The organism is Enterobacter sichuanensis, assembly GCF_002939185.1.
GTDB classification, from domain to species: domain Bacteria; phylum Pseudomonadota; class Gammaproteobacteria; order Enterobacterales; family Enterobacteriaceae; genus Enterobacter; species Enterobacter sichuanensis.
Genome location: NZ_POVL01000002.1, coordinates 40,532 through 60,103, shown reverse-complemented (window position 1 = coordinate 60,103; position 19,572 = coordinate 40,532). Strand labels below are relative to the sequence as shown.

Genomic DNA, 19,572 nt, shown 5'->3' with positions numbered 1-19,572 from the left:
TGGTTTACTGTTCAATCTGGTGATGAATAAAACGATTGAACTGAAATTGCAGCGAATTAATCATCTGGGACGACCAGCGGACTGCACTGTTTTCGGGCAATGTTTGCGGCATCCAGACGGCGTAAGCAAATAGCGCCATGCACAATGCGCGCTCAAGCTGGTTACCTTTCTGTGGAACCAGGATGGGAAAACGAAAACGCCAGCGGCAGGGCCACAGCAGCGGCACGCCCGCAGGCGTCAGCATATCGGCGAGAATATGGCTCAGATAACCCAGCACCATGCCCTGAATGGCATCCGCAGGCACTATCCAGCTTTCGGGCACTTTTAAATAGAACAGCGTCAGCAGGCCAAATACGGCCAGCAGACTGTGGGTAAATCCCCGGTGGCCGAACGCGCGGGCGATGGGTTTTGACACCCACTTCAGACGTTGTCCGAGGAAGGATTTCGGGTGGTCGATGTCGGGCAGCAGACAGGTTAATACGGCGGAAGGGACAATATGCCACCAGTCCCCCTGTGCCAGCACGGGGGTGAGTTCAGCATTTTTGGCAAATACTGCACACGCAATAGAAAAAAGCAGGTGGCCTTCCGCCGTCATGATAAAACCCACGAAACTGTCAATTCATACAGTATAGGGTTTTTATACAGTAGGCGGAAGAGGTGACGGTGTAACTGTTTGTCACAAACCGGCGATAAGGGTTAACCGCCCAGCAGGTGTCGCGCCGTGAGCTCTGTCAGTGACGTGAGCTTCACATCGGCCAGGGCAAACCGGGGATCGTGACGGCCCTCTTCAGCGGGCACCACAATGGAACGCATCCGCGCGGCTTTGGACGCCACCATACCGTTAACGGAATCTTCCAGCGCCACACAGTTAAGGGGATCCAGGCCCAGTTTCGCGGCGCAGTCCAGATAGACCTGAGGATGCGGCTTGCTGTAAGGCAATTTTTCAGCGGACGCCAGGGCGTCGAAACTGTCGCGCAGCTCAAACATGGTGAGCACTTTTTCCAGCATGTGCAGCGGGGAGGCGGAGGCCAGGCCGACCTTCAGCCCCTGAGCCTTGCACAGCGCGACGGCATCACGTACGCCGGGCAGCAGCGGCCTGTTCTCTTCCACCAGGGAAATCGCGCGGCTGATAATACGGGCGGTCACTTCATCACGGTCGGGGCCCACCCACGGCTGTTGGGCAAACCACAGGTCCACCACCATGTCGATGCGCAGACCCAGCGTATCAGGAAGTTCATTACGGCGGTTGATATCAACGCCCAGACTGGCCATGACGTCCAGTTCAGCGCGATCCCACAACGGCTCGGAATCGATCAGTAATCCATCCATGTCAAAAATTGCGGCAAGAATTTGGCGCGGTGTCGACATCACAACGTCTCCTTATCCAGGGTGTTCGACAGACGATACGTGCTAAGCACACTCTGCAATTTAGCATATTGCTTTTAAAGAGCGGGCGAAATTGATGACCAGCAGGTAGACTTAGGCACAAATAACGCGTCTTTATGAAGAGGAACTGATGACGTATCAACAAGCTGGACGCATTGCGGTCTTAAAACGGGTTGCTGGCTGGGTGATTTTTATTCCCGCCGTTATTTCTACGCTGATTTCTGTGCTCAAGTTCATGTACGATCACAGCGAAAAACAGCCGGGTATAAATGCGGTCATGCTTGATTTTGCGCATGTCATGATTGAGATGATGCGTTTTAACACGCCATTTTTGAATGTCTTCTGGTTCAACTCCCCCACGCCGGACTTTCATCAGCAACTCAATATCGGGTTCTGGATTATCTATGCGCTGATCTTTATCGCCATGGCGTTGCAGGCCTCCGGCGCACGAATGAGCCGTCAGACGCGTTTTCTTCGTGAAGGGGTTGAAGATCAGATGATTCTCGAGCAGGCCAAAGGCCCGGAAAGGATGACCCGGGAACAGATTGAGTCACGGATTGTGGTTCCGCGTCACTCCATTTTTCTGCAGATCTTCCCGCTCTATATTCTTCCTGCGATCGTCATTGTGGCGGGGTATTTCTTCTTCTCACTGCTTGGTTTTCTGTAAGCGATAAGGGTGGCGTTCAGGCCACCCGTTTTGTTGTCAGGCAGCAAGCATGCGTTCGAGCGCCCGCTGGGCGTTCACAAGGTGTTCGCCACCAAAGAGGATGGCGCGGTTCATCAGCGTATACAGCTGATACACCGGTTGACGATCGAGGAAACCGTGCGGCAGGGGGGAAACGGACTGGTACCCGTCGTATATTTGCGGCGGCTGCTCAGGATGCAGCGGCAGCATGGCCAGATCGCACTCTCTGTCACCCCAGTAACAGGCCGGGTCGTAGATATAGGGACCGTTGGGCCCCAGCGCGCAGTTATCGGACCATAAATCACCGTGCAGCAGAGATGCCTGCGGCTGGTGGGAGGCCAGACGCTGCTGAACGTGTTCGACGATGGCATCAATATTGCCAAATTCCAGCCCTTTCTCAGCGGCCAGCTCAAGCTGCCAGCCAATGCGTTGCTCGGCAAAAAACGTCGACCAGCGGCGCTGCCAGGCGTTGGGCTGAGGGGTGGTGGAGAGATCGTTGTCGAAATCGAGACCAAACTGCGGCTGGTCGCTCCATTGATGAAGTCGCGCTAACTGCTGGCCGAGAATGAAGGCGTTATGGGCATCCAGCGGACGGGCAGGGAGATATTCCATCACCAGAAAGCTGTAGTCGCGGTCACTACCCACGGCCAGGACCTGCGGAACCGTCACCGTTTTGCTGCGGGACAACAGCTCCAGCTGGTCAGCTTCGGCGGTAAATATTGGAAGAAGCTCACGTTCATCGCATTTTACGAAGAGATCGCGGCCTGCGTAGCGTAAATGCCACGCGGCGTGGATCTCTCCGCCTGGCAGTTCGTTACGCAGTTCGATTTCACCTTCACCCAGTTGCTCACTTAAAAGATGACTGATAGCCTGCCACATGATGTCTCTCCCATGTTGTCTGCCAGATCATAAAGTTAGCGCATTATTGCGGTAAAAAAATACGAACTAACGCACACCTGAGCGGTTTAAATTCATGCAGGGCACTTATTGTTCTTTTTTCTGCCAGCTTTCCCAGGTATCGACGTCAATCTCGGTGGGTTTGTCGGTCACACTTTCCACCAGACTGGCGGCCAGCGCATGCACTTCTTTTTTAGTCAGCGCAGAGATGAGACCAAATGCCAGGGTGCCTAAATCGTGAATATTGCCCTCGTCATCCGTGAGCGTGAGGAGAAACTTAGCCCGGGTGAAGGCGTTGTTGAGCTCATTCAGCTCCGTCAGCGAGGCTTCATGAAGGTTGACGGTTACGACGTAGCGGGTGATGTCACCACTGCTCATAATTCACCTCATTGTTATCATGGAAGTTTTCTTAGCATAGTCGATAGTTTGCGTTTGGCGACTAAGAGATGAGATTCCCCTCCATAACGATCAAGGGGAACGGGCGTTAATCTCGGGACAGGTAATCGACGATTTTTTGCGTATCGGCCAGCGAACACAGACGCGTGCCCTGGTTGATGGTTGCGGCGCTACCCGCCGCCACACCGTAACGCGCCATTTCCAGCAAAGACGCGCCCTGCGCCAGTTTCAGCGTCATCGCGCCAACCATGCTATCCCCGGCGCCAACCGTACTCTGACTTTTCATGGGCGGTGGGACAACCTGAACGGCCGACGTTTCATCGACGGCCAGTGCCCCCTGAGGGCCCAGAGAGACCACGACGCGTCGTGCTTTGCCGCTGCGTACCAGCTCCTGTGCGGCGGTGCGAACATCATCCGGTTGCGTCAACTCACGGTTGACCAGCGCGCTGAGCTCTTTCTGGTTCGGTTTGACCAGCTCCAGATTGCCCGGCACGAGTGCCGCCTGCAGGGCTTCGCCGCTGCTGTCGAGAATGCAGCGGATACCGCGCTGCTGCGCCGCCTGAATAAGCGCGGTTAATTTATCCGTACTCACTCCGGGCGGCAGGCTACCGCTTATCACCAGCAGTGCGCCGCTTTCTATGGTCAGCACTTTCTCTTCAAGCTGACGAAACTCGTCATCACTGAGCTTCGCGCCGGGCATCACAAAGCGATACTGCTCGCCGCTGGACTCCACGTGCACATGCAGGTTCTGCCGCGTCCAGTCTTTGGCCTCCACGGTCTCTACGGCGACCTGTTCATCTGCCAGCAAAGAGACCAGGTGTTCGCCGGTGGCCCCACCGACGGGAAAAATTGCCGTGGCGTGGCCGCCAAGGTGCGTAATGGCGCGCGCCACGTTGATACCGCCGCCGCCGGGCTCAAAGACAGGGGCGCTACAGCGCAACTTACCTTCCGGGTAAATCTGCGGCGTCAGGGTTGCGGAATCAAGGGAAGGGGAGAGCGTCAGGGTGTAGATAGAAACCATCATTACCTCCTTTTAGCGTGGGTTCCTATTAGTCTGGCACCCTTTGTCCGGAACGCAATGTAAATAACAGTATGATTTTAAATATGAATACAGACGTAAAGTGAGGCGCGGGATATATAAAATAAAACGCTTTTTGGGATCGTTCTTATTCAAAAAATGAAATAAGAAAACATTGCTATGTTATTTGCGGCTTTTTATAATTTGTTACCTTTCTCTGGACGCCTTGTCATTGATCCTCAAGAAAGATTCCGGGACCGTGTGGTCTCTTTTTTTGTTGTACGGACTCCTTAATAAAATGAAGCTTTTAAAGACAGTTCCCGCTGCACTGATGCTGGCGGGTGGCGTGTTTGCAGCTATGAACGCAGCCGCCGATGATACCGTTTTTACTGTCATGGACGATCCCACCACCGCGAAAAAACCTTTTGAAGGTAACCTGAACGCTGGGTATCTGGCACAATCCGGTAACACCAAAAGCTCCTCTCTGACAGCGGACAGTACGCTCACCTGGTACGGTAACACGACCGCCTGGTCGCTGTGGGGAAATGCCAGCAACACGTCCGCGAATGACGAACGCTCTTCCGAGAAATATGCGGTAGGCGGACGTAGCCGTTACAACATGACCGACTATGACTACCTGTTTGGTCAGGCAAGCTGGTTAACCGACCGTTACAACGGTTATCGCCAGCGCGATGTGTTTACCGCCGGTTATGGTCGCCAGTTCCTGAACGGCCCGGTACACAGCTTCCGTTTTGAATTCGGTCCAGGTGTGCGCTATGACGAGTACACCGATGGCGATACCAAAACCCAACCGCTCGGTTACGCGTCCGGGACCTATGCCTGGCAGATGACTGACAACACCAAATTCACGCAGGGTGTTTCTGTATTTGGTGCCGACGATACGACGCTGAACTCTGAGACGGCGCTGAACGTGGCCATCAACGAACACTTTGGGCTGAAAGTGGCCTACAACGTCACCTGGAACTCGTCACCGCCAGAAACGGCACCGGATCATACCGACCGCAGAACCACGGTTTCACTGGGTTATAAAATGTAATTATGGCGGGCCGATGAAAATGTCGGCCCGTTTCTCATCTCAGGCCAGTTGGCTTTCCTTCTGTTGACGTTTAGCCCCAAATCATCGCCGCCCAGCGAAGTAGCAGCATTGCGCCGCAGATGGCAATCAGCACCAGCACCATTTTCCAGTGTTTTACGGCAAATCGTTTTGTTGGCATAACCTGATCCTTGTTTGTTAACACCCACAGTCTATCAAACAGGGCTGATACATGCCCCTTCACAGGATCGATCAGGTTATGCCAGCGTAGGGTTGGGCTTAGAACCAGTGGAATCGTTCGGCGAGAATCAACAATAAACCTGTCGCTGAAAGGATGTTCAATATCACAACCGTTCTACTGGATACGTTCATGGTATGCACCTTTGGGTTTAAAGATCTGTTCAAGAGTAGCCCAGCATTTCAGGAATGCGAGCACCGGGAACTGGCCACCTGCAAATTCATGCAAAAGTGCCAGCGCATCAATCTGCCAGCAGAGGATGCATACGCCCTGTGATTAGTGTTACCATTACGAAGCCTGCCGTAAATCCGAATTATTCTGATTCTGGCAGGTGAATGATGACGAACCAATTTGACGATTGTTGGTCAGATGGTCTCGTAATCTATTGTCAAATCACGATTATTTTCTTTGTATATGCTCTTATGTGTGGGGCATCACTGCAAATAAGGATATAAAATGCCTGTAATTACTCTTCCTGATGGCAGCCAACGCCATTTCGATCACGCTGTAAGCCCAATGGATGTTGCCCTGGATATCGGTCCGGGTCTCGCGAAAGCGACTATCGCTGGCCGTGTTAACGGTGAACTGGTGGACGCCTCCGATCTCATCGAAAACGATGCGACGCTTGCCATCATCACCGCGAAAGACGAAGAAGGTCTGGAGATCATTCGTCACTCCTGCGCGCATCTGTTAGGTCATGCCATCAAACAGCTGTGGCCCAACACCAAAATGGCGATCGGTCCGGTGATCGACAACGGTTTCTACTATGACGTTGACCTTGACCACACCCTGACTCAGGAAGATATCGACGCGCTCGAAAAACGTATGCACGAGCTCGCCGAAACCAACTATGACGTCATCAAGAAGAAAGTCAGCTGGCACGAAGCGCGTGAAACCTTCGTGAAGCGCGGCGAGAGCTATAAAGTCTCTATTCTTGACGAAAATATCTCCCATGATGACAAGCCTGGCTTGTACCATCACGAAGAATACGTCGACATGTGCCGTGGACCGCACGTGCCGAACATGCGCTTCTGCCATCACTTCAAACTGATGAAGATCGCAGGCGCTTACTGGCGTGGCGACAGCAACAACAAGATGTTGCAGCGTATTTATGGTACCGCGTGGGCCGACAAAAAAGCCCTGAACGCGTACCTGCTGCGCCTGGAAGAGGCCGCGAAGCGTGACCACCGTAAAATCGGTAAGCAGCTTGACCTGTACCACATGCAGGAAGAAGCGCCGGGTATGGTGTTCTGGCATAACGATGGCTGGACCATTTTCCGTGAACTGGAAACCTTCGTACGCTCCAAGCTGAAAGAGTACCAGTATCAGGAAGTGAAAGGTCCGTTCATGATGGACCGTGTGCTGTGGGAAAAAACCGGCCACTGGGACAACTACAAGGATGCGATGTTCACCACCTCGTCTGAGAACCGTGAATACTGCATTAAGCCAATGAACTGCCCGGGCCACGTTCAGATCTTCAACCAGGGTCTGAAATCCTACCGCGACCTGCCGCTGCGTATGGCGGAGTTCGGTAGCTGCCACCGTAACGAACCATCAGGTGCTCTGCACGGTCTGATGCGCGTGCGTGGCTTTACTCAGGATGATGCGCATATCTTCTGTACTGAAGACCAGGTCCGTGATGAAGTTAACGCCTGTATTCGTATGGTCTACGATATGTACAGCACCTTTGGCTTCGAGAAGATCGTGGTCAAACTCTCAACGCGCCCGGAAAAACGTATCGGTAGCGATGAGACCTGGGATCGCGCAGAAGCGGATCTCGCCGTTGCACTGGAAGAGAACGGGATTCCGTTCGAATATCAGCTGGGCGAGGGCGCATTCTACGGTCCGAAAATTGAATTTACCCTGTATGACTGCCTCGATCGCGCATGGCAGTGCGGAACGGTACAGCTGGACTTCTCCCTGCCGCAGCGTTTAAGCGCCTCTTATGTTGGCGAAGACAACGAGCGTCAGGTACCGGTTATGATTCACCGTGCAATTCTCGGTTCACTGGAGCGCTTCATCGGCATCCTGACCGAAGAGTTTGCTGGCTTCTTCCCAACCTGGCTTGCGCCGGTGCAGGTCGTGGTGATGAACATTACCGATTCTCAGGCGGATTACGTTAAAGAATTGACGCAGAAACTACAAAATGCGGGCATTCGCGTAAAAGCAGACTTGAGAAATGAGAAGATTGGCTTTAAAATCCGCGAGCACACTTTACGTCGTGTCCCGTATATGTTGGTCTGTGGTGATAAAGAGGTGGAAGCAGGCAAAGTTGCCGTTCGCACCCGCCGTGGTAAAGACCTGGGCAGCCTGGACGTAAGTGAAGTGATTGAGAAGCTGCAACAAGAGATTCGCAGCCGCAGTCTTCAACAACTGGAGGAATAAGGTATTAAAGGCGGAAAACGAGTTCAAACGGCACGTCCGAATCGTATCAATGGCGAGATTCGCGCCCAGGAAGTTCGCTTAACAGGTCTGGAAGGCGAGCAGCTGGGGATTGTGAGTCTGAGAGAAGCAATCGAAAAGGCTGAAGAAGCTGGAGTAGATTTAGTTGAAATCAGCCCTAACGCCGAACCGCCAGTTTGTCGTATCATGGACTACGGCAAGTTCCTTTATGAAAAGAGTAAGTCTTCTAAGGAACAGAAGAAAAAGCAAAAAGTTATCCAGGTTAAGGAAATCAAATTCCGTCCTGGTACCGACGATGGCGATTATCAGGTAAAACTCCGCAGCCTGATTCGCTTTCTGGAAGATGGCGATAAGGCCAAGATCACACTGCGTTTCCGCGGTCGTGAGATGGCCCACCAACAGATCGGTATGGAAGTGCTTAACCGCGTCCGTGACGATCTGAGTGAACTGGCAGTAGTCGAATCCTTCCCTACGAAGATCGAAGGCCGCCAGATGATCATGGTGCTCGCTCCTAAGAAGAAACAGTAGGCCTTCAAGTAGCAATTCCTGTGGAGCCTTTGCGCTTCACAGGTTTTGTTCGCCTGGGTTTCGTTTATTTAACAATGCGAAGTGGAAGTTATTAAAATGCCAAAAATTAAGACCGTACGCGGTGCTGCTAAGCGCTTCAAAAAAACCGGTAAAGGTGGTTTTAAGCACAAGCACGCTAACCTGCGTCACATTCTGACTAAGAAAGCTACCAAGCGTAAACGTCACCTGCGTCCAAAAGCCATGGTTTCTAAAGGCGATCTGGGCCTGGTTATCGCGTGCCTGCCGTACGCATAAGTCGTTTCGTTTAACTTTTTTAACTTAGAATAGATACAGGAGAGCACACATGGCTCGCGTAAAACGTGGTGTAATTGCACGTGCACGTCACAAGAAAATTTTGAAACAAGCTAAAGGCTACTACGGTGCGCGTTCACGCGTATACCGCGTTGCCTTCCAGGCTGTTATCAAAGCAGGTCAGTACGCTTACCGTGACCGTCGTCAGCGTAAGCGTCAGTTCCGTCAACTGTGGATTGCGCGTATCAACGCAGCAGCACGTCAGAACGGTATTTCTTACAGCAAATTCATCAACGGCCTGAAAAAAGCCTCTGTTGAAATCGACCGTAAGATCCTGGCTGACATCGCAGTATTCGACAAAGTAGCGTTCACCGCTCTGGTCGAAAAAGCGAAAGCAGCACTGGCATAAGCCAGTTGAGAGAGGGGGCCTGGCTCCCTCTTTTCGTTTCAACAGCATCAAAACGTTGACAATTTTTGGGCTACCCTTTTCAATAAGGCGTTAGGTTCCTTACCACACAAGGTAACGCAAGCATGAATGCTGCTATTTTCCGCTTCTTCTTTTACTTTAGCACCTGAGATCAGGAGGCTAGCGCGTGAGAGACGAAACGGAAAACAGCGCCAGAAAGCCTCCTGATGGAGGCTTTTTTTGTATCTGCCGCTGGTAAATATCGCTACATAACGAGGAAAATCATGTCACATCTCGCAGAGCTGGTTGCCAGTGCAACAGCCGCCATTAATCAGGCCTCAGATGTTGCCGCGTTAGACAATGTCCGCGTCGAATATCTTGGTAAAAAAGGGCACCTGACCCTTCAGATGACAACCCTGCGTGAACTGCCGGCAGAAGAACGCCCGGCAGCAGGTGCGGTAATTAACGAAGCCAAAGAGCAGGTACAGCAGGCTCTGAACGCGCGTAAGGCTGAGCTGGAAAGCGCGGTGCTGAATGCGCGTCTGGCCGCAGAGACGATCGACGTTTCTCTGCCGGGTCGCCGAATTGAAAACGGTGGTCTGCATCCGGTTACCCGCACCATCGATCGTATTGAAAGTTTCTTCGGTGAGCTCGGCTTTACCGTGGCGACTGGCCCGGAAATTGAAGATGATTACCACAACTTCGATGCCCTGAACATTCCTGGCCATCATCCGGCACGTGCTGACCACGACACTTTCTGGTTTGACGCGACCCGTCTGCTGCGTACCCAGACCTCCGGCGTTCAGATCCGTACCATGAAGGAGCAGGAACCGCCAATCCGCATTATCGCGCCGGGCCGCGTCTATCGTAACGACTACGATCAGACTCACACCCCAATGTTCCACCAGATGGAAGGCCTGATTGTTGATAAAAACATCAGCTTCACCAACCTGAAGGGCACGCTGCATGATTTCCTCAACAACTTCTTTGAGGAAGATCTGCAGGTTCGTTTCCGTCCTTCCTATTTCCCGTTCACTGAACCGTCTGCGGAAGTGGACGTGATGGGTAAAAACGGTAAATGGCTGGAAGTGCTGGGCTGCGGTATGGTGCATCCAAACGTGCTGCGCAACGTGGGCATCGATCCGGAAGTTTACTCTGGCTTTGCGTTCGGTATGGGCATGGAACGTCTGACCATGCTGCGCTACGGCGTGACCGATTTACGTGCATTCTTCGAAAACGATCTGCGTTTCCTCAAACAGTTTAAATAAGGGCAGGACAGAACAATGAAATTCAGTGAACTGTGGTTACGCGAATGGGTGAACACCACGCTGGACAGCGACGCGCTTTCTAACCAGATCACCATGGCGGGTCTGGAAGTGGACGGCGTTGAGCCGGTTTCGGGCGCGTTCAATGGCGTGGTCGTGGGTGAAGTGGTGGAGTGCGGTCAGCACCCTAACGCGGACAAACTGCGCGTAACAAAAGTCAACGTGGGCGGTGACCGTCTGCTGGATATCGTCTGCGGCGCACCAAACTGCCGTCAGGGGCTGAAAGTGGCCGTGGCGACCGTCGGTGCTGTGCTGCCGGGTGATTTCAAAATCAAAGCTGCCAAACTGCGCGGTGAACCGTCCGAAGGTATGCTGTGCTCGTTCTCTGAGCTGGGGATTTCCGACGATCACAACGGCATCATCGAGCTGCCGCTGGATGCGCCGATCGGTACCGATATCCGCGAATACCTGAAGCTTGATGACAACACCATCGAAATCAGCGTCACGCCAAACCGTGCTGATTGCTTAGGGATTATCGGCGTTGCGCGCGACGTTGCCGTGCTGAACCAGACCGAACTGAACGCGCCGGAGATCGTCCCGGTTGAAGCGACCATCAGTGACGTTCTGCCTATTCAGGTTGATGCCGCGGATGCCTGCCCACGCTACCTCGGTCGTGTGGTGAAAGGCATCAATGTTAAAGCGCCAACCCCGCTGTGGATGAAAGAGAAACTGCGTCGCTGTGGTATTCGTTCTATCGATGCGGTGGTTGACGTGACCAACTACGTACTGCTGGAGCTGGGTCAGCCGATGCACGCGTTCGATAAAGATCGTATCGAAGGCGGTATTGTTGTACGCATGGCGAAAGAGGGTGAAACCCTGGTTCTGCTTGACGGCAGCGAAGCGAAACTGAACGCTGACACGCTGGTGATTGCTGACCACAGCAAAGCGCTGGCGATGGGCGGTATCTTCGGTGGCGAACACTCTGGCGTGAACGATGAGACGCAAAACGTGCTGCTGGAATGTGCATTCTTCAGCCCGCTCTCTATCACCGGTCGCGCACGCCGTCACGGTCTGCACACCGATGCCTCTCACCGTTACGAGCGCGGTGTTGACCCTGCGCTGCAGTACAAAGCGATGGAACGTGCCACCCGTCTGCTGATCGACATCTGCGGCGGTGAAGCGGGCCCGGTGATTGATGTCACCCACGAAGCCACGCTGCCGAAGCGCGCGACCATCACCCTGCGTCGCAGCAAGCTGGATCGCCTGATTGGTCACCACGTACCCGATGCGCAGGTGACCGATATCCTGAAGCGTCTGGGCTGTGAAGTGACCGAAGGCCAGGACGAGTGGCAAGCCGTTGCGCCATCCTGGCGTTTCGACATGGAAATTGAAGAAGATCTGGTGGAAGAAGTGGCCCGCGTGTACGGCTACAACAACATCCCTGACGAGCCTGTGCAGGCGGGTCTGGTGATGGGGTCCCACCGTGAAGCCGACCTGTCCCTGAAGCGTGTGAAAACCATGCTGAACGACAAAGGCTACCAGGAAGTGATCACCTACAGCTTTGTTGATCCAAAACTGCAGCAGCTGATCCACCCAGGTCAGGAAGCCCTGATCCTGCCAAGCCCAATCTCCAGCGAAATGTCGGCTATGCGTCTGTCTCTGTGGACCGGCCTGCTGGGCACTGTCGTTTATAACCAGAATCGCCAGCAAAACCGCGTGCGAATTTTCGAAAGCGGTTTGCGCTTTGTGCCGGATAATCAGGCAAATTTAGGCATCCGTCAGGATCTTATGCTGGCTGGTGCGATTAGCGGTAACCGCTATGAAGAGCACTGGGACCTGGCAAAAGGCACGGTTGATTTCTACGATATGAAGGGCGATCTGGAAGCGATTCTCGATCTGACCGGTAAATTATCTGAAATTGAATTCCGCGCAGAAGCCATTCCGGCCCTGCATCCGGGTCAGAGTGCAGCCATCTATTTAGACGGCAAACGTGTTGGTTTTATTGGCGTTGTTCACCCTGAGCTGGAACGTAAACTGGACCTGAACGGCCGTACCATCGTGTTTGAGCTGGAGTGGAACCTGGTGGCAGACCGCGTGATCCCTCAGGCTCAGGACGTCTCCCGCTTCCCGGCAAACCGCCGTGATATCGCGGTTGTGGTCGCCGAAAATGTGCCTGCAGCAGATATTTTGGCCGAATGTAAGAAAGTTGGCGTAAATCAGGTAGTTGGCGTAAACTTATTTGACGTGTACCGCGGCAAGGGCGTAGCAGAAGGTTTCAAGAGCCTCGCTATCAGCCTTATCCTTCAGGATACCAGCCGTACACTCGAAGAAGAGGAGATTGCCGCTACCGTCGCCAAATGTGTAGAGGCATTAAAAGAGCGATTCCAGGCATCATTGAGGGATTGAACCTATGGCGCTTACAAAAGCTGAAATGTCAGAATATCTGTTTGATAAGCTTGGGCTTAGCAAACGGGATGCCAAAGAGCTGGTAGAGCTGTTTTTCGAAGAGATCCGTCGTGCTCTGGAAAATGGTGAGCAGGTAAAACTCTCCGGCTTTGGCAATTTTGATTTGCGAGACAAAAACCAACGTCCGGGTCGTAACCCGAAGACGGGGGAAGATATTCCCATTACAGCCCGCCGCGTGGTGACCTTCAGACCCGGCCAGAAGTTAAAAAGCCGTGTCGAAAACGCAACGCCCAAAGCAGAGTAATATGAACTAACTAAAAAGGCCGCCCATGCGGCCTTTTTTCTTTGCGCTCCCTGGCAAACCCGCCGTAAAATCAATGATATCTCTCGCAAATAAAACCGACTCCATGCTTGATTACGCCCATCGCCAGCACCGTTCCGATCAACGTCGCCTGCTTTTACTGGTGCTGCTGCTCATTGTCGCCGCAGGGGTTAGCCTCTGTGCCGGTGACAGGTGGATAGGGCCTGAGAGCTGGTGGGGGCCAGACGGACAACTCTTTGTCTGGCAAATTCGTCTGCCGCGCACCGTCGCGGTGATGCTGGTGGGGGCCGCGCTGGCGCTGGGCGGCACCATTATGCAGGCGTTATTTGATAACCCGCTGGCGGAACCGGGGCTGCTCGGCGTCTCGAACGGGGCTGGCGTCGGGCTGATTGCCGCGGTGATGCTGGGTGGGGGAGAGCTCACCGGGTGGAGTATTAGCCTGAGCGCCATTCTCGGCGCATTACTGATCACGGTCATCCTGCTTCGCTTCGCCAGACGGCACTTATCGACCAGCCGTCTGCTGCTTGCCGGCGTGGCGCTCGGGATCATCTGCAGCGCGCTGATGACCTGGGCCGTCTACTTCTCAACCTCCTTTGACCTGAGACAGCTCATGTACTGGATGATGGGCGGCTTTGGCGGCGTTGACTGGCACCAGGGCTGGCTTATGGTGCTGCTGGTGCCGGTTATCGTGTGGGTTGCCCTGCAGGCGCAGCCGCTGAATATGCTCGCGCTGGGTGAAACCTCTGCCCGCCAGCTCGGTATGCCGATTGGGTTCTGGCGTAATGTGCTGGTCATTGCCATTGGCTGGCTGGTCGGCGTCAGCGTCGCCCTCGCGGGGGCGATTGGTTTTATTGGGCTGGTGATCCCGCACATGCTGCGCCTGTGTGGCCTCACTGACCATCGAACCTTGCTTCCGGCCTCGGCTGTTGCCGGAGCCGTCACGCTGCTGGTGGCCGATATCATCGCCCGGCTTGCCCTGACAGCCGCAGAGTTGCCCATTGGCGTGGTGACCGCCACGCTGGGCGCGCCGGTCTTTATCTGGCTACTATTAAAAGCTGGACGTTAAATCACGATACCCGTAAGACAACCTGAGGGAATGCCATGCAGTCAGATATCCTGAATACTGAAGTGACCACCATTGATGGCGATAACACCACGCTGGAAGGCTACAAAGGCAACGTGTTGCTTATCGTCAACGTGGCATCCAAATGTGGCCTGACGCCGCAGTACGAACAGCTGGAGAACATTCAGAAGGCCTGGGAGAAGGACGGTTTCACCGTGCTGGGGTTCCCGTGCAACCAGTTCCTGGGCCAGGAGCCGGGCAGCGAAGAGGAGATCAAGACGTTTTGTAGCACCACCTACGGCGTCACGTTCCCGCTGTTCAGCAAAATTGATGTCAACGGTGAGCATCGTCATCCGCTGTACGCGAAGCTGATCGCTGCCGCACCGAAAGCCGTTGCGCCGGAAGGAAGCGGTTTTTATGAACGTATGGCCAGCAAAGGCCGCGCGCCGCTCTACCCGGATGACATTCTGTGGAACTTCGAAAAATTCCTGATTGGTCGTGATGGCCAGGTGGTGCAACGTTTTTCACCGGATATGACGCCTGAGGATCCGATTGTGATGGAATCTATCAAGCTGGCGCTGGCGAAATAATGTCACTGCTGATGCAGCTCACGGACGTAGCCGAAAAGGGACGTCTGGCGCCGGTAACCGGTACCGTCAATGCGGGTGAAATTCTGCATCTTGTCGGGCCGAACGGCGCGGGCAAGAGCACGCTGCTGGCGCGGATGGCAGGCCTGGTTGGTGGTGAAGGGCAGGTAACGCTGCTGGGGCATCCCCTCACCGACTGGACGCCAGTCTCGCTGGCGCACCGGCGCAGTTACCTTGTGCAGCAGCAGACACCGCCCTTTGCGATGCCTGTCTGGCACTACCTGACGCTGCATTTGCATGATAAACACCATACGGCGCTGCTGACGGACGTGGCTGCAGCCCTGGGGCTGGAAGATAAACTGGCTCGTCAAGCCAGGCAGCTTTCGGGTGGAGAGTGGCAGCGGGTGCGTCTGGCGGCCGCAATCGTGCAGATCCACCCGGCCGGTAATCCTCACGGGCGGCTGCTGCTGCTTGATGAACCGATGAGCGGTCTGGATGTGGCGCAGCAGGCGGCACTGGATACGCAGCTAAGCACCCTGAGCCGAAAAGGCATCGCCGTGGTAATGAGCAGTCATGACCTCAACCATACCTTGCGTCATGCCCACCGGGTATGGTTGCTGTCGAAGGGAAACCTGATCGCCAGCGGGACGCGGGATCAGGTTCTCACGCCACCCAATCTTGCCCGCGCGTACAAAATGGCGTTCCGCAGGCTGGATATAGAGGGACATAAGATGCTGATTTCTACCGGGCAGGAGTAACCGTTTCTTGCCTGTCCACACACTTGCACGCTAAATTACGAAAAGAACAAAAAAGCAGAGGATTCGTCTGAAATGCGATTCTGGTTTCTCCTGATGGCTGCACTCTTTCTTGCGGGATGCAGTAGCCATCGTGCTCCGCCGCCTAACCCACGGCTTTCAGATTCGATCACCGTCATTGCCAGCCTTAACGATCAGCTGAGCAACTGGCGCGGCACGCCTTATCGCTACGGCGGCATGAGCCGTGGCGGGGTGGATTGTTCCGGCTTTGTGCTGATGACGTTTCGCGATAAGTTCGATTTACAGCTGCCGCGCGAAACGCGTAAACAGGCTGAAATCGGTACGGAAATTGATAAAGACGATCTTCTGCCCGGGGATCTGGTTTTCTTCAAAACCGGGTCGGGTGAAAGCGGTCTCCATGTGGGGATATATGATACAGACAATCAGTTTATTCACGCGTCGACCAGTCGCGGGGTGATGCGTTCTTCTCTGGATAATGTTTACTGGCGTAAAAGTTTTTGGCAGGCTCGACGTATTTAGTCGCCGATGGACGCCTCTTATGACGGCAGGGTAACTAATAATTCATGCCGTTTTTTTCTCAAATAAGATGATTAAAGTTAAATTTACCTAAAATTAGCTTAGCCCGCATGTGTCTGTTTTATCTAAAACTGGCTATTATTCTACAACCAGGATAAGATTATTTTAGATTCAGGGATAAATCTGAAAATTAATACGGAACTAATGAAATTAATCTTATTAAAATCAAGACAGTGGAATTGTGTCAGCAATTGCTCCAGGATGTCCTCTCTCATCTTTAATGCGGGGCGAGTGCAATGATTATTACGCTAGATAATGCTTACCAGTCTGAACTGTTGCTTCAGCCTGCCCGTAATAGCGCAGGTGAGCTGAAAGGTTTAGACATTGTGGTTAACTTTACTGGCGTCGGCAGCGAAGTGAGGATCCCTACTGAACTCGTTATCCCGCGGCTTTCCGAGGCGGAAGAGTTAGCGCTGTTTAACGAAAAACTGCAATTGCTTGATACCTGTAAACTGTTTTTTATTCAGCATCAGTTAATTGCATGGATCAATATTACACCTGTAATTGTTGAGTTTTTATTAAGTAATGGAAACGCTGTTTCAATTCTTGAGCGCTATCCGTTTCTGGAGTTTACTGTTAATGAGAATTATCCAGGTTTAAATAACGGAAAGGACGATCTGCAGCTGGCAAGAATGGCGATCCATTTCCCGTTGGTCCTGGCAAACTTTGGCGCAGGCGCAGCATCGCTCAAAGCGGTCTATGATGGATTATTCAAACGGGTCATTCTCGATAAAGGATTCATTCAGCAGCGTGCTCAGGAACTCTCCTTTGAGCCCTTTATGCGCGCAATCCTCTGGCAAATCACGCCGCACTGTCAGTCGGTGATCGTCTCGGGCATTGACGATCACGCCCTGTTGCAGCGCGTCCTGTCCTTCAATTTTGGTGCCATGCAGGGGGCGCTGTGGCCTGCCGTCTCTGCTGAACACGTCACCACGCTGGTTCAGCAGCGATAACCCTTGCTTTCGCCCGTGTTTAAGACCGGGTAAACCCTCTACACTAAAAGCAGGAGGACTTATGACCCTGTCTTTTACTGCTCACTGGCATGACGAGTTGCCTGGTTTTTACACCGCACTCAAACCGACACCGCTACAAAATTCCCGTCTCATCTGGCATAACGATCGGCTGGCAGACGAGCTGGCTATTCCACCCGCGCTGTTTCAGCGTTCAGACAGCGCTGGCGTCTGGGGCGGCGAAACGCTACTCCCCGGGATGCAACCCCTGGCTCAGGTCTACAGCGGGCATCAGTTTGGCGTCTGGGCGGGTCAATTGGGCGACGGCAGGGGGATCTTGCTCGGCGAACAACAGCTTCCCAACGGGGAGACGGTTGACTGGCACCTGAAAGGCGCAGGGCTGACTCCCTATTCACGCATGGGCGACGGGCGCGCGGTACTGCGTTCAACGATTCGTGAATGCCTGGCATCTGAAGCGATGCATGCACTGCGCATTCCAACGACCCGTGCGCTGTCGATTGTCACCAGCGATACGCCGGTCGCGCGCGAAACGATGGAAAAAGGGGCGATGCTGATGCGCATTGCGCAAAGCCATCTGCGCTTCGGTCATTTTGAGCACTTTTATTATCGCCGCGAGCCGGACAAGGTTCGCCAGCTTGCGGATTTTGCCATCCGTCACCACTGGCCGCATTTGCAGGACGAGGCGGATAAATACGTTCTCTGGTTCAGGGATGTGGTGGCCCGCACGGCCACGATGATCGCACGCTGGCAAACGGTGGGCTTTGCCCATGGCGTCATGAATACGGACAACATGTCGATCCTCGGGCTGACCTTCGATTACGGTCCGTTTGGTTTCCTCGATGATTATCAGCCGGGGTATATCTGCAACCACTCCGACTACCAGGGGCGCTACAGCTTTGACAATCAACCGGCGGTGGGACTGTGGAATCTTCAGCGTCTTGCGCAATCCCTGTCACCGTTTATCGACGTCGATGCCCTCAATGATGCGCTTGATGGCTATCAGGAGACGTTGCTGCGCGAATACGGCACGCTGATGCGCAACAAGCTGGGGCTGATGACCCAGGAGAAAGGCGATAACGATATCCTGAATGGCCTGTTTACCCTTATGGCACGTGAGGGCAGCGATTATACGCGTACCTTCCGCATGCTGGGCCAGACGGAGCAGCACAGTCCTGCCTCGCCGCTGCGTGATGAATTTATCGATCGACAGGCGTTTGACGACTGGTTTACTCAGTACCGCACGCGGCTTCAGTCGGAGCAGGTGGATGACGCTACCCGCCAGAGGCAGATGAACGCGGCGAACCCGGCGATGGTGTTGCGCAACTGGCTGGCGCAGCGGGCGATTGAGCAGGCAGAGCAGGGGGAATACGCTGAGTTACATCGTCTGCATGTGGCGTTGCGCACGCCGTTTGCCGACCGGGATGATGATTACGTCAGCCGCCCGCCTGACTGGGGCAAGCGGCTGGAGGTCAGCTGCTCAAGCTAGTCTTTTGCCGGGTGGCGCTACGCTACCCGGCCAGGACATCACTGAGCGACCCAGCCGCCATCCATATTCCATGCTGCGCCGCGAACGTTAACGGCGCTGTCGCTACATAAAAACAGCGTCAACTCGCCCAGCTGTTCCGGGGTAACAAACTCCCCGGAAGGCTGTTTTTCGCTCAGAAGCTGGTCCTGGGCCAGATCCGGCGCGACGCCCTGCGCAATACGTTTGTCGATCTGCTGTTGCACCAGCGGGGTCAGTACCCAACCGGGGCAGAGCGCATTCGCGGTAATCGCGGTGCGAGCGGTTTCCAGCGCCAGTGACTTCGTAAAACCCACCACCCCATGCTTGGCAGCAACGTAGGCTGACTTCTCTTTTGAGGCCACCAGGCCGTGAACGGAGGCGATATTAATGATGCGCCCCCAGTTTTTCTCCCGCATGGCAGGCAGCGCCAGCCGGCTGGTGTGGAACACTGCGGAAAGATTAATGGCGATAATGTCATTCCATTTTTCAACCGGAAACGCCTCAACCGGAGCCACATGCTGAATCCCGGCGTTATTGACCAGAATATCCACCCCGCCAAACTGCGTTTCGGCGTAGCGCATCATGGCTTCAATCTGCAGGACATCACGCAGGTCCGCATCGTGATAGCCCGGTTTTTTGCCCAGTTGCGCGATCTCTGCGCGCGCCGCTTCGCTGTCACCGAAACCGTTAAGAATTAATTGTGCCCCGGCTTTCGCCAGTACCCGGGCGATCCCCAGGCCAATGCCGCTGGTTGAGCCGGTCACCAGGGCGGTTTTACCGTTCAGATTCATCTTTTTCTC

At 54.1% G+C, this 19,572-nt stretch carries 24 protein-coding genes and 1 other annotated feature; of the genes, 16 read left to right on the top strand and 8 right to left on the bottom strand.

The annotated features are described in order from the left end of the window. Positions 1–4: 4 nt before the first annotated feature. Together C5687_RS01345 and hxpB are read right to left on the bottom strand one after the other, a co-directional pair. Positions 5–595, bottom strand: a complete 591-nt coding sequence (locus C5687_RS01345; protein ID WP_025757350.1) for a metal-dependent hydrolase — start codon at positions 593–595, stop codon at positions 5–7. Between the two features lie 101 nt (positions 596–696). Beyond that, positions 697–1,368: a hexitol phosphatase HxpB gene (hxpB, locus tag C5687_RS01340; RefSeq protein ID WP_094918961.1), complete on the bottom strand. Its 672-nt coding sequence runs from the start codon at positions 1,366–1,368 to the stop codon at positions 697–699. A gap of 148 nt (positions 1,369–1,516) precedes the next feature. Here hxpB and C5687_RS01335 point away from each other — a divergent pair, with 148 nt between their 5' ends. Continuing rightward, entirely contained in the window at positions 1,517–2,053 is a 537-nt protein-coding gene (locus tag C5687_RS01335) for a YniB family protein (RefSeq protein ID WP_104556284.1), read from the top strand. Between the two features lie 36 nt (positions 2,054–2,089). On the opposite strand, the gene C5687_RS01330 is transcribed toward C5687_RS01335, so the two are convergent. The 3 genes from C5687_RS01330 to pfkB form a co-directional block, all read right to left on the bottom strand. Continuing rightward, the gene (locus C5687_RS01330; RefSeq protein ID WP_025757347.1) at positions 2,090–2,950 is read right to left on the bottom strand and encodes a fructosamine kinase family protein; all 861 of its coding nucleotides are present in this window, start codon (positions 2,948–2,950) and stop codon (positions 2,090–2,092) included. Positions 2,951–3,055: 105 nt separating this feature from the next. Next, on the bottom strand, positions 3,056–3,346 hold the full coding sequence (gene ghoS / locus C5687_RS01325; RefSeq protein WP_104556283.1) for a type V toxin-antitoxin system endoribonuclease antitoxin GhoS: 291 nt from the start codon (positions 3,344–3,346) through the stop codon (positions 3,056–3,058). A 106-nt stretch (positions 3,347–3,452) separates the two neighbouring features. Then, the gene (pfkB, locus tag C5687_RS01320; protein ID WP_104556282.1) at positions 3,453–4,385 is read right to left on the bottom strand and encodes a 6-phosphofructokinase II; all 933 of its coding nucleotides are present in this window, start codon (positions 4,383–4,385) and stop codon (positions 3,453–3,455) included. Positions 4,386–4,680: 295 nt separating this feature from the next. On the opposite strand from pfkB, the gene C5687_RS01315 reads away from it, so the two are divergent. Continuing rightward, positions 4,681–5,439 (top strand): DUF481 domain-containing protein, encoded by a 759-nt coding sequence (locus C5687_RS01315; protein ID WP_025757344.1) that lies wholly within the window; start codon positions 4,681–4,683, stop codon positions 5,437–5,439. A gap of 70 nt (positions 5,440–5,509) precedes the next feature. Here the strand turns inward: C5687_RS01315 and yniD are convergent, their stop codons facing one another. Together yniD and yncL are read right to left on the bottom strand one after the other, a co-directional pair. Continuing rightward, entirely contained in the window at positions 5,510–5,617 is a 108-nt protein-coding gene (yniD, locus tag C5687_RS01310; protein ID WP_008500658.1) for a small membrane protein YniD, read from the bottom strand. Positions 5,618–5,715: 98 nt separating this feature from the next. Next, a complete protein-coding gene (gene yncL, locus C5687_RS01305) occupies positions 5,716–5,808 on the bottom strand; it encodes a stress response membrane protein YncL (protein WP_021241082.1) in 93 nt (30 codons plus the stop codon). A gap of 322 nt (positions 5,809–6,130) precedes the next feature. Between yncL and thrS the strand changes: the two genes are divergently transcribed. The 14 genes from thrS to selO all read left to right on the top strand — a co-directional run bounded on the left by thrS (position 6,131) and on the right by selO (position 18,754). After that, positions 6,131–8,059, top strand: coding sequence for a threonine--tRNA ligase (gene thrS / locus C5687_RS01300; RefSeq protein WP_025757343.1), 1,929 nt, complete (start codon positions 6,131–6,133; stop codon positions 8,057–8,059). A gap of 3 nt (positions 8,060–8,062) precedes the next feature. Next, on the top strand, positions 8,063–8,605 hold the full coding sequence (gene infC, locus C5687_RS01295; protein ID WP_023616141.1) for a translation initiation factor IF-3: 543 nt from the start codon (positions 8,063–8,065) through the stop codon (positions 8,603–8,605). A gap of 96 nt (positions 8,606–8,701) precedes the next feature. Next, a complete protein-coding gene (gene rpmI / locus C5687_RS01290) occupies positions 8,702–8,899 on the top strand; it encodes a 50S ribosomal protein L35 (protein ID WP_001124225.1) in 198 nt (65 codons plus the stop codon). A gap of 49 nt (positions 8,900–8,948) precedes the next feature. Beyond that, on the top strand, positions 8,949–9,305 hold the full coding sequence (rplT, locus tag C5687_RS01285) for a 50S ribosomal protein L20 (RefSeq protein ID WP_000124850.1): 357 nt from the start codon (positions 8,949–8,951) through the stop codon (positions 9,303–9,305). 117 nt (positions 9,306–9,422) lie between these two features. After that, positions 9,423–9,546: a sequence feature (Phe leader region), on the top strand. Continuing rightward, positions 9,428–9,472: a pheST operon leader peptide PheM gene (pheM, locus tag C5687_RS01280; RefSeq protein WP_001386830.1), complete on the top strand. Its 45-nt coding sequence runs from the start codon at positions 9,428–9,430 to the stop codon at positions 9,470–9,472. Its footprint overlaps the feature before it by 45 nt. A 40-nt stretch (positions 9,547–9,586) precedes the next feature. Further along, the gene (gene pheS / locus C5687_RS01275) at positions 9,587–10,570 is read left to right on the top strand and encodes a phenylalanine--tRNA ligase subunit alpha (RefSeq protein WP_003857809.1); all 984 of its coding nucleotides are present in this window, start codon (positions 9,587–9,589) and stop codon (positions 10,568–10,570) included. Positions 10,571–10,585: 15 nt separating this feature from the next. After that, entirely contained in the window at positions 10,586–12,973 is a 2,388-nt protein-coding gene (gene pheT / locus C5687_RS01270; RefSeq protein WP_104556281.1) for a phenylalanine--tRNA ligase subunit beta, read from the top strand. Positions 12,974–12,977: 4 nt separating this feature from the next. Continuing rightward, a complete protein-coding gene (ihfA, locus tag C5687_RS01265; protein ID WP_003857805.1) occupies positions 12,978–13,277 on the top strand; it encodes an integration host factor subunit alpha in 300 nt (99 codons plus the stop codon). Between the two features lie 103 nt (positions 13,278–13,380). Further along, positions 13,381–14,361 carry a vitamin B12 ABC transporter permease BtuC gene (gene btuC / locus C5687_RS01260; protein ID WP_170940844.1) on the top strand — a complete coding sequence of 327 codons (981 nt, stop codon included), beginning with the start codon at positions 13,381–13,383 and terminating at the stop codon, positions 14,359–14,361. Positions 14,362–14,396: 35 nt separating this feature from the next. After that, positions 14,397–14,948 (top strand): glutathione peroxidase, encoded by a 552-nt coding sequence (locus tag C5687_RS01255; protein WP_025757339.1) that lies wholly within the window; start codon positions 14,397–14,399, stop codon positions 14,946–14,948. Continuing rightward, positions 14,948–15,703, top strand: coding sequence for a vitamin B12 ABC transporter ATP-binding protein BtuD (gene btuD / locus C5687_RS01250; protein WP_104556280.1), 756 nt, complete (start codon positions 14,948–14,950; stop codon positions 15,701–15,703). Before C5687_RS01255 ends, btuD begins: the two co-directional genes overlap by 1 nt. A gap of 72 nt (positions 15,704–15,775) precedes the next feature. Further along, positions 15,776–16,240 carry an NlpC/P60 family protein gene (locus C5687_RS01245; RefSeq protein ID WP_025757337.1) on the top strand — a complete coding sequence of 155 codons (465 nt, stop codon included), beginning with the start codon at positions 15,776–15,778 and terminating at the stop codon, positions 16,238–16,240. Positions 16,241–16,533: 293 nt separating this feature from the next. Further along, positions 16,534–17,250, top strand: coding sequence for an EAL domain-containing protein (locus tag C5687_RS01240; RefSeq protein WP_025757336.1), 717 nt, complete (start codon positions 16,534–16,536; stop codon positions 17,248–17,250). 61 nt (positions 17,251–17,311) lie between these two features. Continuing rightward, a complete protein-coding gene (gene selO, locus C5687_RS01235) occupies positions 17,312–18,754 on the top strand; it encodes a protein adenylyltransferase SelO (protein WP_104556279.1) in 1,443 nt (480 codons plus the stop codon). 38 nt (positions 18,755–18,792) lie between these two features. On the opposite strand, the gene C5687_RS01230 is transcribed toward selO, so the two are convergent. Then, positions 18,793–19,563 carry a 3-hydroxybutyrate dehydrogenase gene (locus C5687_RS01230; protein ID WP_104556278.1) on the bottom strand — a complete coding sequence of 257 codons (771 nt, stop codon included), beginning with the start codon at positions 19,561–19,563 and terminating at the stop codon, positions 18,793–18,795. Between the last annotated feature and the right edge of the window lie 9 nt (positions 19,564–19,572).

Bases quoted from the DNA above. Each gene is read 5' to 3' on its own strand.
- C5687_RS01230 (WP_104556278.1), bottom strand. From the start codon at position 19,563: ATGAATCTGAACGGTAAAACCGCCCTGGTGACCGGCTCAACCAGCGGC.
- C5687_RS01245 (WP_025757337.1), top strand. From the start codon at position 15,776: ATGCGATTCTGGTTTCTCCTGATGGCTGCACTCTTTCTTGCGGGATGC.
- rplT (WP_000124850.1), top strand. From the start codon at position 8,949: ATGGCTCGCGTAAAACGTGGTGTAATTGCACGTGCACGTCACAAGAAA.
- ihfA (WP_003857805.1), top strand. From the start codon at position 12,978: ATGGCGCTTACAAAAGCTGAAATGTCAGAATATCTGTTTGATAAGCTT.
- ghoS (WP_104556283.1), bottom strand. From the start codon at position 3,346: ATGAGCAGTGGTGACATCACCCGCTACGTCGTAACCGTCAACCTTCAT.
- btuC (WP_170940844.1), top strand. From the start codon at position 13,381: ATGCTTGATTACGCCCATCGCCAGCACCGTTCCGATCAACGTCGCCTG.
- pfkB (WP_104556282.1), bottom strand. From the start codon at position 4,385: ATGGTTTCTATCTACACCCTGACGCTCTCCCCTTCCCTTGATTCCGCA.
- selO (WP_104556279.1), top strand. From the start codon at position 17,312: ATGACCCTGTCTTTTACTGCTCACTGGCATGACGAGTTGCCTGGTTTT.
- yncL (WP_021241082.1), bottom strand. From the start codon at position 5,808: ATGAACGTATCCAGTAGAACGGTTGTGATATTGAACATCCTTTCAGCG.
- C5687_RS01330 (WP_025757347.1), bottom strand. From the start codon at position 2,950: ATGTGGCAGGCTATCAGTCATCTTTTAAGTGAGCAACTGGGTGAAGGT.
- pheS (WP_003857809.1), top strand. From the start codon at position 9,587: ATGTCACATCTCGCAGAGCTGGTTGCCAGTGCAACAGCCGCCATTAAT.
- C5687_RS01335 (WP_104556284.1), top strand. From the start codon at position 1,517: ATGACGTATCAACAAGCTGGACGCATTGCGGTCTTAAAACGGGTTGCT.
- thrS (WP_025757343.1), top strand. From the start codon at position 6,131: ATGCCTGTAATTACTCTTCCTGATGGCAGCCAACGCCATTTCGATCAC.
- rpmI (WP_001124225.1), top strand. From the start codon at position 8,702: ATGCCAAAAATTAAGACCGTACGCGGTGCTGCTAAGCGCTTCAAAAAA.
- yniD (WP_008500658.1), bottom strand. From the start codon at position 5,617: ATGCCAACAAAACGATTTGCCGTAAAACACTGGAAAATGGTGCTGGTG.
- C5687_RS01315 (WP_025757344.1), top strand. From the start codon at position 4,681: ATGAAGCTTTTAAAGACAGTTCCCGCTGCACTGATGCTGGCGGGTGGC.
- C5687_RS01240 (WP_025757336.1), top strand. From the start codon at position 16,534: ATGATTATTACGCTAGATAATGCTTACCAGTCTGAACTGTTGCTTCAG.
- pheT (WP_104556281.1), top strand. From the start codon at position 10,586: ATGAAATTCAGTGAACTGTGGTTACGCGAATGGGTGAACACCACGCTG.
- btuD (WP_104556280.1), top strand. From the start codon at position 14,948: ATGTCACTGCTGATGCAGCTCACGGACGTAGCCGAAAAGGGACGTCTG.
- hxpB (WP_094918961.1), bottom strand. From the start codon at position 1,368: ATGTCGACACCGCGCCAAATTCTTGCCGCAATTTTTGACATGGATGGA.
- C5687_RS01345 (WP_025757350.1), bottom strand. From the start codon at position 595: ATGACGGCGGAAGGCCACCTGCTTTTTTCTATTGCGTGTGCAGTATTT.
- C5687_RS01255 (WP_025757339.1), top strand. From the start codon at position 14,397: ATGCAGTCAGATATCCTGAATACTGAAGTGACCACCATTGATGGCGAT.